The organism is Photorhabdus heterorhabditis (genome assembly GCF_001280945.1).
GTDB lineage: Bacteria > Pseudomonadota > Gammaproteobacteria > Enterobacterales > Enterobacteriaceae > Photorhabdus > Photorhabdus heterorhabditis.
In genome coordinates this window covers 1-8,272 of record NZ_LJCS01000101.1, presented here as the reverse complement: position 1 = coordinate 8,272, position 8,272 = coordinate 1, and the positions used below count along the sequence as shown (strand labels likewise).

General features: G+C 40.3%; 6 protein-coding genes and 1 pseudogene. All 7 read left to right on the top strand.

All coding sequences use genetic code 11. From position 1 onward, the window contains the following. Positions 1-113, top strand: a pseudogene (locus tag AM629_RS23710) (IS982 family transposase); the annotation flags it as partial. 218 nt (positions 114-331) lie between these two features. Further along, on the top strand, positions 332-1,825 hold the full coding sequence (locus AM629_RS19920; RefSeq protein ID WP_054481397.1) for an APC family permease: 1,494 nt from the start codon (positions 332-334) through the stop codon (positions 1,823-1,825). Next, a complete protein-coding gene (locus tag AM629_RS19915) occupies positions 1,800-2,420 on the top strand; it encodes a DUF3156 family protein (protein WP_054481395.1) in 621 nt (206 codons plus the stop codon). Before AM629_RS19920 ends, AM629_RS19915 begins: the two co-directional genes overlap by 26 nt. Positions 2,421-2,786: 366 nt before the next feature. Next, positions 2,787-4,232: a 4-hydroxyphenylacetate 3-hydroxylase family protein gene (locus AM629_RS19910; protein WP_054481393.1), complete on the top strand. Its 1,446-nt coding sequence runs from the start codon at positions 2,787-2,789 to the stop codon at positions 4,230-4,232. 541 nt (positions 4,233-4,773) lie between these two features. Continuing rightward, positions 4,774-6,216, top strand: coding sequence for an alkaline phosphatase (gene phoA / locus AM629_RS19905; RefSeq protein ID WP_054481391.1), 1,443 nt, complete (start codon positions 4,774-4,776; stop codon positions 6,214-6,216). A 358-nt stretch (positions 6,217-6,574) separates the two neighbouring features. After that, complete coding sequence (attM, locus tag AM629_RS19900; RefSeq protein WP_200905778.1) at positions 6,575-7,366, top strand: AttM family quorum-quenching N-acyl homoserine lactonase; 792 nt, start codon at positions 6,575-6,577, stop codon at positions 7,364-7,366. A gap of 782 nt (positions 7,367-8,148) precedes the next feature. Beyond that, positions 8,149-8,272: carbamoyltransferase N-terminal domain-containing protein (locus AM629_RS23705; protein ID WP_152912029.1), on the top strand; the 124-nt coding region annotated here is incomplete at its 3' end.

The following is an 8,272-nucleotide window of genomic DNA, read 5'->3' as shown; positions in this document are numbered from 1 at the left end:
TAAGAGGATTTATGTTGACCGTTTTAGGTGGACTGATTGCTTACTGCCTTAAATTGAAAAAACCATCACTGAAAGTTTTCTACTCAGAAGAAGATTTCTCAATGACGGCTTAAGCAGAATTCGGGTTGATTATGTTTTTTATCTCTACCTTCTGGTATTTTTCGCGATATTTTTTGCGTCATTAATCTCCCTTTGGATATCGTCCTTTAGGACGATGGTCGATATTCCGCTTCGCTTTCTATAGTGTATTTATCCCTAATGAAATTTACAAAAAATTCACAAATAAATAGTTATTAACGTTATTTTTATGGCCGGAATAAGAGGGAAAATGATGAGTATGTCAACGCGGCTGACTTCGCATATTGAAAAGGGCGTGGTGGGGTTTCCTACTACACTGGCAAGTTCCGTTGGGGTAATTATGGCAAGCCCGGTTATTCTGACTGTAACAAGTGGTTTTGGTATTGGTGGTGATACTTTCGTATTGGCTATGATAATTAGCTTTATCATGATGCAAGCTCAAGTGACGACTTTTTCCGAAGCGGCAGCCATTTTACCGACATCGGGTTCTGTCTATGATTATATTTCTTGTGGAATGGGGCGGTTTTGGGCGATTACCGGCGCGCTTTCAGCTTATTTAATTGTTCATATTTTTGCGGGTACGGCAGAAACAATTCTGTCTGGCATTATGGCATTAGTGAATTTTGATAGCCTTAATACGGTGATGGAAAGTAATAACGCGTCATGGATGGTGGGCGTTGGACTGGTTATTACTTTCGGGTTACTGAATGCGTTGGGTATTGAAGCGTTCAGTAAAGTCGAAATTGTGCTGACATTCTGTATGTGGAGTACTTTGGTTATTTTCAGTATTTGCGGATTATTGATGCCGTTTACTGTGCCACTGGAGAGTTGGTTCGGTGAGGGGCTTAATCTGAGCGATCCACTAGCGGTACTGAGCTTGGTGGGTATGGCGATGTTTATGTTTGTTGGCTGTGAGCTGGTCACGCCTATGGCGCCAGAAATTAAAAATTCTGCCAAAGTGCTCCCGCGAGCAATGATGACAGGCTTGTGTGGCGTGGCTCTCTGTATGGGGTTATACGGGGCATCGATCAGTCATCAGGTAGAGAATGTACTGGTTGATGTAGAAAATAATGTTCGTTTGCTGGAAACGCCAATGGCAATCCCTGCGTTTGCGGGTCAGGTAATGGGCGATTTTGGTAAGTATTGGATTGGTATCGGGTTATTACTGGCAGGGGCTGCAACGATTAATACCCTGATGGCGGCTGTGCCACGCATTCTTTACGGTATGGCATTGGATGGTGCATTGCCGCGTATTTTTGCTTATCTGCATCCACGTTTTAAAACGCCAATATTTGGGATTTTGGTTGCGGTAATGATCCCCTGTTTACATGCCTTTATTATTCAGGGCGATTTGAATCGGATTATGCCTTTGGTTCTGGCAGCAGTATGTGCTTGGTGTGTGGCTTATTTGTTGGTGACATGTTCCGTGATATTACTGCGTATCCGCAGACCTGATTTACATCGTGCCTATAAATCACCCTTTTTCCCATTGCCTCAGATTATCTCTAGTGTGGGTATTATCTTGGCGATTATTCATATCACACCTCCGGGAATGAATCCCAGTGACGTGTATATTCCCTTCGCCATTATGTTGGGCCTGACAGCCAGTTATGCTCTGTTTTGGACGCTCTGTGTACAACGGGTGAATCCGTTTAAACCAGTGCCCGTTGAGCAGGTACTTTCGCATACTTTTACTCAGGGTGAATTGTCGGAGGTGCAACGTGAGTCACTTCGTTCCCTTCATTGATGCTATTTGGCGGCGATTCAGTAAACCCCGCCACCCTTCTGGCTATCAGGTCGGTATGACTCTAAACTGGCTGCAACAGAATTTGTCACCTTACTGTTGTGAGCGTTTATCAACAGAAAGTTTGCAAATTACGTTACCTGATGGACCTCTGGTTGAAGTTTATGAAAAGCCGAAAGCACTGTTTCTGGCTTATATTGTCAGTTGTTGTTTTCGTTTGCAGGGAATCACTTCATTCAAGGAAAAAATAGTTATTAAAGCCAAAGTAAAAGGAATACTTCGGCGAAAGACAGTGAATTATTACTGTTGTCATGGTGCAGAGTTTGGACAGCAGATTATTGATTTACTCAATCAGTATCCATTGATTGGTGAAACGTTAGCAGAGCTGGATTTTCGGCATCTCACATTGAATATTTATCAGGGGCAATGGCAGTTCGAGGTGGAGCATTTTGCTGCTTCTGAGGTTGTTAGTCGGTTACCCGCTAGTCGTCGTTATTTGCGTTTGACAACTAGGCAGCGTTATCTATTACTCAGTACCTTGCTGATGTTTAGCCAGTTAATAGGGAAATTAGATGAAAAAACAGTAAGATATGCATAATTCTTGTTTATTTTAAAATAGAAACCACCGATATTTATTCAGGAATCGGTGGTTATCAAGTCATTGTTGTTCAATATATATTTAATATATGGAAAATAATATCGTCAGGAAAGTTTAAAAGTAATTATAATATCATGAAGTTACCATGTGAAAATTATTTGTTTATTAGAATGACTACGAAGTTATATCGTTAAAAGGCTGTTATAATATTTTAGTGATAAACAGATGTATTGGAAACATGTTAGCTCTCCGTGGGAGCAATTCTCGTTGTAGGTTGGTTGTTCGTAGTTGGAAGCTCCTATTTTATTTTTAGACCTTTGAAGATCGATTTACCTAAAATCAATCCCGTTTCGGAGGAAGTCATTAATGTCTAGAACAGGTGAGGAATATATTGAAAGCCTGCGTGATGGAAGAACTGTTTTTTTAAATGGAGAAAAGATCACAAATCATGTGGATCACCCTGCTTTTCGAAATGCAATCAGGACCGTAGCTTCACTTTATGATTATCAGGCAGAACATGCCGATCGGATGACGTTTGAAATCCCTGGAGGCAAGAACGTCGGTTTAAGTTGGGAGCTTCCTGATACTCGAGAAAAATTGATTGCCAGAGGTGAGGCTGCGTATGCTTGGGCAATGCAGAGTTGTGGTTGGTTAGGCAGAAGTCCGGATCATGTTGCTTCTGCTATGACTGGAATGATCACTCACCTGGAAATATTTGAGGAATATTCTAGGGACAGAGCCGAGGCGTTAAAAAACTACTATTTATATGCCCGTGATAAAGATACTTATTTGACTTTTACATTAGTCAATCCACAAGGTGATCGATCCAAAACGCCCAGTGAGCATGTAAAAAACGTATTTCATACTCTTCGTGTACTGGAGGAAAAACCGCAAGGAATCATTGTTCGAGGGGCAAAAATGTTAGGGACAGCCGCTGTCCTTGCAGAAGAGGTTTTTGTTGGTGTGTTCAATCCACTTAAAGAATTTGTGGATGATCAATATGCTCTATCTTTTGCGTTACCTTTGAATACTAAAGGGATAAAAATTCTTTCTAGAAAGTCCTATGAAATAGGAAGCAATAAATTTGATTCCCCTTTATCGCATCAATTTGATGAAAATGATTCTGTAGTTTATTTCGACGATGTCCTCGTGCCGTGGGAAAGAGTTTTTATTTATAAAAATACAGGTATGTGTCGCAGACAATTTCAGGCAACTGCTGCTGATGTTTTAATGGATGTTCAGGGCATGGCCCGATATGCCGTTAAGCTACATTTCTTATCGGGTTTGGCTCATCAGCTTACCGAAGCTATAAGCACCAATGAATTCCCTGCTGTTCGAGAGTCACTAGCTGAGCTGGCTTGCTATGCCACTAACATGGAAGGGCTATTTCGTGGTTTGCTTCACAACCCTGATCGACATAATGAGTACTATATTCCTAATCGATTACAACTATATGGTTGCCAGGTTGTTTTGCAGTCAATTTATCCAAAAGTGATAGAAAACATCAGAACACTTTCTGGTGGTGGTGTGATTATGTTGCCATCCAACTATGCTGACTTAAAAAATCCAGAAATCCGTGACTTAATAGAAAAAACGCAATATTCAACCTTACTTGAACCCATTGAACGCGTGAAGTTACTGAAATTAGTTTGGGATGCCATTGGCTCTGAGTTTGCATCACGTCATACTCAATATGAAATGTTCTATTCAGGGACGCATTTTCTTGCTTTGTCTCGTGTTTATGAACAATATGATTGGGATTTTGCTAAGAGTATGAGTAGAGGGATTTTAGATTCTATTGATGTGAAATAAATTGTGTATTTAATATAGGGTATAGTTACTCATCTTTAATTTTATCGAATTTGAAGAAACGGGATAGAATATATTCCGTTTCTTTGTTGTTTAATCCATTAAAAGAGGGGTAAGCTCACCAAGCTCATATTAATGTGCTAAGTTCTTCATATGTCCATATATAATTGGTTGTAAAATAATTTATTTTGGATATTTGGGCGCGGTTATATCATTACTAATGAAAGTTAGTATGCAATTAATTTCTCTTGAGGACTTACCCAATAGATTTCAATTTGCAGCGCGGCGGCAAGTGAACGTATCCCCAGGAGCATAGAGAACTCTGTGACCGGGGTGAGTGAGTTCAGCCAACAAAGAGGCAACTTGAAAGATAACAGGTATATATCTCATGGTGTGAGACGTTGTATTACGGAACACAGTCATTAGTAGCAAAGTGGTAAATTAGGTATATTTTTTTCACATAATTGTCACATAGTTTATTTAGTATTCCTTTTAGTAGATAACGATAGTTTTTACTCCGATTGTTTTTAACAAGGAAATCTAAATGTCTAAAAAACATACAAAAAATTTGATCGCAGTTATGATTTCAGCCTTAATTTCAGGAGTCAGCCTGCCAGTGTTGGCAGAGAGTACTCAGAAGGTTAATCAAATTATGGCGGAAGATCGTGCAGTAAAAGGCAATATTACTGAATTTGGTGGTGCTCGTCGTATGACTCACAATCAGGTTGAGGCATTGAAGGCGGCAATTAATAACCATAAAGCTAGAAATGTTATTTTGTTTATTGGTGATGGGATGGGTGATTCTGAAATTACTATTGCCCGTAACTATGCAGAAGGTGCTGGTGGATTTTTCAAAGGCATTGATGCTTTGCCATTTACTGGACAATATACACACTATTCTCTCGATAAAAAGACCCATAAACCTAACTATGTGACTGATTCTGCCGCTTCTGCTACAGCTTGGGCTACTGGCGTAAAAACCTATAATGGGGCATTGGGCATTGATGTATTTGGTAAAGATCACCAAACCTTGCTTGAGCTAGCAAAAGCGAATGGTAAAGGGACCGGCAACGTCACAACGGCCAGAGTGCAGGATGCTACACCAGCTGCACAATATGCGCATGTGACCAACCGCTATTGTTCTGGTCCGAAAGAGACGGCAGAAGAATGTCCGACGAATGCGTTGGAAAATGGGGGACGAGGTTCTATCACCGAACAGCTGTTAGTGGCTCGTGCTGATGTAACATTAGGTGGTGGTGCTAAGATTTTCACCCAGAAATCGGTTGCTGGAGATGGAAAAGGTAAAACGCTGGAAGAGCAGGTACAAGAACAGGGCTACCAGCTGGTAAGAGATGCTAAGTCACTGGCATCAATTACCGAAGCAAATCAGAAAAAACCGCTATTGGGTCTGTTCCATGAAGGCAATATGGATATTGCTTGGGAAGGGCCTAAAGCGGTTTATCACGGTAATATTGATAACCCTCCGGTGAGCTGTAAAGTGAATTCCAAACGGAATCCTGATGCGCCAACTTTGGCACAGATGACAGCGAAAGCTATCGATCTGTTGAAAGAAAATAAGAATGGTTTCTTCTTGCAAGTAGAAAGTGCGTCTATTGATAAGCAGGATCACAAAGCTAACCCTTGTGGGCAGATTGGTGAAACGGTTGTATTGGATGAAGCGGTTCAAGTTGGCCTGAAATATGCGCGTGAACACGGTGATACATTAGTGATTGTCACGGCTGATCATGCTCACTCTAGCCAGATTATTGAAGCGAATGTGAAGTCTCCAGGACTAACTCAAGCATTGATTACCAAAGATGGTTCTGTAATGGCAGTGAGTTACAGTAATTCTGAGGGGAAAGAGCAGGAACATACGGGAACTCAGCTCCGTGTTGCCGCTTATGGCCCTCAGGCAGCGAATGTTGTTGGTTTGACCGACCAAACAGATCTCCATTTCACTATACGTAGTGCGATGGAATTAAAGTAATTTTTGCCAGATGATGCATTGAATGGTAAGAATTGAAAGTAAGATTACTTTTAATATTCTGCCCGTTAGTCAGATTTTTTGATTAACGGGCAGACTTGTATACAAAATTTAAATTTAATATTACGGTCACGGTATTCGTCTGGGTATTGTATATCCTTCCATACATGGTTCTGTTATTTAGGCTTGTAACGCCGCGTATGGAGAGAGAATTGGCTAGTTTGATCCGTTTGCGTTTATCAGCAAAATGACACAAATCATGAAGGAAAGTGGAGCACCTCGCCGGCAAGTGAACGCAGCCAACAAAGCGGTAACTTGAAGGATGAAGGGTATAAATCCGATTAAAAAGGTTAACATCATTATGTCAGACATTCGCCTGTATATGCTGCAAACCGGATCTCTCAAATGTAAGGTTCACAATATTAAGATGAATCAGGGGAATGGTGCCGATTATGAAATTCCGGTTCCATTTTTTCTACTCACTCATCCTAAGGGTCATACGCTGATTGATGGCGGTAATGCGGTTGAAACTGCAACCGACCCCGAAGGCTACTGGGGAACTATCACAAAAACCTATTGGCCGATAATGCGTGAAGATGAAGGCTGTGTAGCGCAAGTGAAAAAACTGGGGATTGATCCCGCAGATATCCGCTATGTGGTGCAATCCCATCTTCATCTCGATCACACTGGCGCAATAGGGCGCTTCCCTAATGCGACGCATATTGTACAACGACGTGAATATGAATATGCCTACACACCGGACTGGTTTGCTGTCGGTGGCTACATTCGTAAGGATTTTGATCGTCCGAAGCTGAAATGGGCGTTTCTGGATGGGGAACGCAATGATTTGTTTGATGTCTATGGGGATGGAATTTTAAAAACGGTATTTACTCCGGGGCATTCGCCGGGACATCAATCACTACTGATTACTTTGCCGAACAGTGGCAGCTTGTTGTTAACAATTGATGCTGCTTATACTCTCGATCATTGGGAAGAACGTGCATTGCCTGGGTTTCTCACTTCTACCGTTGAAACTGTGCGTTCGGTGCAAAAGTTACGGCATTTAGCCGAACGTACAGATGCGATTGTGGTAACGGGACATGATCCGGATGCCTGGCCAACATTTCGTAAGGCACCTGAGTATTATGATTAAACCGAGTTCGGCAATATTGGTATTTTGTAAACTAGATTCTGCCACTCAATAAGAGAAAAGGAACATTTCCAAAAATAGCCAGAGAGTGGAAGTGCTATTTAATTCAGAAAGCCTGCTTTAACGCGGGTTCATTGTATGCTTTCAGTGATTAAACAGCCTGAATGCCCACTGAATATTTATCTGATCATTATTTCACGCGGAAATTCAATCAATTCATTTAACTAATTATTTTTGCGATTATTAATTTTTGACAAATAAGAGGTTAATATTAATTTGTTGAAAAGGAATATATTTTCTTTTCATGTAAAGTGAAGCGATAAATGGTGATGCCTTATAATGTTTTGTTTTAATAATGATCACAAAATTGACTCAACAAGGCTTACATTTTTGACATAAGACTGATACTGTTCAATAAAATAATTATAATGTTTATACCTTTCATCCTTCAAGTTGCTGTTTTGTTGGCTGCTTTCACTTACCCCAGTCACATTGTTATCTAGACTCCCGGGGATGTGTTCACTTGCCGCTGCGCTGCAAATTGAAATCTATTGGGTATAGATAATAAATTTCAAAGAAATATTATATAAAGTAAAAAGTTAGCAGTTATTTCTATTGTGAAATCAGTATTGATATGTTGTAGCGTGTTATTGTTTTTTAATAAAAGTATTTGGTGAATATTTCAATCGATAAATGGAAATAAGATATATGATTTACTTTAAAATAATAAATGGTAACGCGCTCTGTATTTATTCTTAAATCTAACGAAGATAGGGTATAACGCTATGAATATAATAGGTATCTCTGCAAATTTCCATGATTCTTCCTGTGCGCTGATCAGTGATGGTCAATTAGTAGCAGCTGTTTCAGAAGAGCGATTTTCTAGACTTAAAAATGATTCCAGATTGC